Source organism: Streptomyces colwelliae, from assembly GCF_048158785.1.
In the GTDB taxonomy this organism is placed as follows: domain Bacteria; phylum Actinomycetota; class Actinomycetes; order Streptomycetales; family Streptomycetaceae; genus Streptomyces.
The window spans coordinates 1-2,692 of the sequence record NZ_JBLTJC010000674.1 but is presented as its reverse complement, the minus strand read 5'-3'; the positions used below and the strand labels follow the sequence as shown (position 1 = coordinate 2,692).

The 2,692-nt window shown below is 68.4% G+C and carries 3 protein-coding genes; 1 reads left to right on the top strand and 2 read right to left on the bottom strand.

The features are described 5' to 3' along the window. Positions 1 to 213 precede the first annotated feature (213 nt). Together ACNFOC_RS53025 and ACNFOC_RS53020 are read right to left on the bottom strand one after the other, a co-directional pair. A complete protein-coding gene (locus ACNFOC_RS53025; RefSeq protein ID WP_416966114.1) occupies positions 214 to 741 on the bottom strand; it encodes an ATP-binding protein in 528 nt (175 codons plus the stop codon). 229 nt (positions 742 to 970) lie between these two features. Further along, positions 971 to 1,348 carry an STAS domain-containing protein gene (locus tag ACNFOC_RS53020; protein WP_416966113.1) on the bottom strand — a complete coding sequence of 126 codons (378 nt, stop codon included), beginning with the start codon at positions 1,346 to 1,348 and terminating at the stop codon, positions 971 to 973. A 323-nt stretch (positions 1,349 to 1,671) separates the two neighbouring features. Between ACNFOC_RS53020 and ACNFOC_RS53015 the strand changes: the two genes are divergently transcribed. Then, positions 1,672 to 2,553: an RNA polymerase sigma factor SigF gene (locus tag ACNFOC_RS53015; protein WP_416966112.1), complete on the top strand. Its 882-nt coding sequence runs from the start codon at positions 1,672 to 1,674 to the stop codon at positions 2,551 to 2,553. Positions 2,554 to 2,692 lie beyond the last annotated feature (139 nt).

The following is a 2,692-nucleotide window of genomic DNA, read 5'->3' as shown; positions in this document are numbered from 1 at the left end:
CCGTTCCTCCCCGCGCTCGGGAGGGGATTCGCCCGGGGTGCGAGGCCGCCTTCACAGCGTCGGCGGCTCTCTCGGCTCGCGGGACCCGGGGTACTCGTCTCCGTCAGCGCGTTGGGGACGAGCGTAGGACCGGGTCGGCGGGCGGGGAAACGAATTTCTCAGCCCCATGGAACAGCCGATCGGCCGATTGGCCGGTCAGCCCATGGGGACGGGCTAGGCAGGTGCGCCCAGTTCCGCCCAGACCGTCTTGCCGGTGACTCCCGGGGCGCGGACGACCCCCCAGTCCAGGCACAGCCGCTGCACGATGAACATGCCGTGGCCGCCGGGGCGGCCCGCGCGGTGCGGGGTTCTGGGGGCGGGCTGGCCCGTGCCGCGGTCGGAGACCTCGACCCGGATCACCTTGTTGTCGCAGGTGATCCACATCTCGTCCGGGCCTTCGGCGTGCAGGCAGGCGTTGGTGACCAGTTCGGAGACGACGAGGAGCACGTCCTCGGCGGCGGCGCGCCGGTCGGCGCCCTCGGCGGGCAGCCAGCCCCAGGCGTACAGAGCTTGGCGGGCGAAGTCGCGGGCCAGTGGTACGACCCCGCTCTCGCCCGCGAAACTGAGCCTGCGGGTGTTCCGGCCCACGGCCGGTTCGGCGTCGTCCCCGACGGACGGCACGGCAGCGCCTCCGGCGGGCGCCTCCGCGGCGCCACCGGACTCCGGGCGGTCGCCCGGCGGGTAGGGCCGGGTGGTGCTCATCAGCGCTTCACCTCACCGATTCACCGGTTCACGATTCAAGAGTCGGTACGTGTTCAAGAGTCAGTCGGTACGTGTTCAAGAGTCAGTACGTGGATCAGGAGCGATTTCGTCGCTCGGGGTCTCGACAGGTTCAGATGTTCTCCTGCCCGAGCGAACCGGCAAAACACCCCTTACTCGGCACGGAAGACGAGGCACGGGGAATCCGCCGGTCACACGGGGAGAACGGGGCTCAGCCGGACTCGTCGGCGAGGGCGGCCGCGAGGGTGTCGTGGACGGTGAAGACCGCTTCCGCCCCTGTGATCTCGAACACGCGCGCCACCGCGGGCTTCATCCCCGCGAGGTGCACCCCGCCATCTGCGGCTTCCGCCTTCAGGCGCGCGCCGAGCAGTACGTTCAGGCCCGTGGAGTCGCAGAACTCCAGCCGTGAGCAGTCCACGACGAGCCGTGCGTACCCATGGGCGAGCAGGTCCTCCAGCGGTTCGCGCAACAGATCGGCGGTGTGGTGATCCAACTCACCCGCCGGTGTCACGACAGCGCTGAGGCCCTGTTTCCGCACCTCGACCAGAAGCCGGCCAGACTGTGCGCTGCCGACCGTGCCGCGGTCCATGCCGTCTCTCTCTCCCGAGGTCGTGGCTGTTGACGTTCGCCCTGGAACACTACGCCTTCCTCACACTCTCCAACACCCGAACAACCGCCCACAAAGGGACATATGGGTGCACAGCGCACTTGCGGCGGGCTCCGGAAAACGGGTAGGGCTAGTAGAGACAAGTATTTGGACATTCGATACGACGGACAAGTCCGGCCACCGACCGGCTCTCGCCCCGACTGTCGATACGACCGACCGACCGACACGACGGCTTTGGAGGCGCCGCACTCCGCAGTGCACGCACCGGCTTCGGCAGCCATATGCCGAGAACGATGGAGGACGCCATGTCACCCCGGCTCGACGCATCGCCTACCCCGACAGCGACGTCGACACCCCCACCGGCACAACTGGATCCCAATCCCATCGAGGGGCTCCCCGAGATCCCCCCGTACGACGAGGTCGGCGCCGTAGACGCACGGGCGCTCTCCAAGACCCTCTTCGAGCGGCTCGAATCGCTCGAGGAAGGCACGCACGAGTACTCGTACGTCCGCAACACCCTCGTCGAACTCAACCTCGCGCTGGTCAAGTTCGCCGCCTCCCGCTTCCGCTCGCGCAGCGAGCCGATGGAGGACATCATCCAGGTCGGCACCATCGGCCTGATCAAGGCGATCGACCGCTTCGAGATGAGCCGCGGCGTCGAGTTCCCGACCTTCGCGATGCCGACCATCGTCGGTGAGATCAAGCGCTTCTTCCGCGACACCTCGTGGTCCGTGCGCGTCCCGCGCCGGCTTCAGGAACTCCGGCTCGACCTGGCCAAGGCCGGCGACGAACTGGCCCAGCAACTCGACCGCGCCCCCACCGTGGCCGAGTTGGCGCAGCGCCTGAAGATCTCCAAGGAGGAGGTCGTCGAGGGCATGGCGGCGTCAAATGCCTACACGGCCAGCTCACTTGACGCGCAGCCGGAGGAGGACGACTCCGAGGGCGCCCTCGCGGACCGTATCGGCTACGAGGACCACGGACTCGAAGGCATCGAGTACGTCGAGTCGTTGAAGCCCCTGATCGCCGAACTCCCGTCCCGGGACCGGCAGATCCTCTCCCTGCGCTTCGTCGCCAACATGACGCAGTCGGAGATCGGCGACGAGCTGGGCATCTCGCAGATGCACGTGTCGCGACTGCTGTCGCGGACCCTGGTGCGGCTGCGCAGGGGACTTACGGTCGAGGAGTAGAAGTAGATCTACGACCCCCTCCGCGGGTCCCTCCGGGAGCCGGGAGCCCGGGAGCCGGCCTGCGAGTCGTCTCCCTTGCCTGTGCTGAGCGCGGCGCGCGTGTGTGCGCCGCGCTCAGGCCGTTCCCGGACTCTCTCCC

Bases quoted from the DNA above. Each gene is read 5' to 3' on its own strand.
- ACNFOC_RS53025 (WP_416966114.1), bottom strand. From the start codon at position 741: ATGAGCACCACCCGGCCCTACCCGCCGGGCGACCGCCCGGAGTCCGGT.
- ACNFOC_RS53020 (WP_416966113.1), bottom strand. From the start codon at position 1,348: ATGGACCGCGGCACGGTCGGCAGCGCACAGTCTGGCCGGCTTCTGGTC.
- ACNFOC_RS53015 (WP_416966112.1), top strand. From the start codon at position 1,672: ATGTCACCCCGGCTCGACGCATCGCCTACCCCGACAGCGACGTCGACA.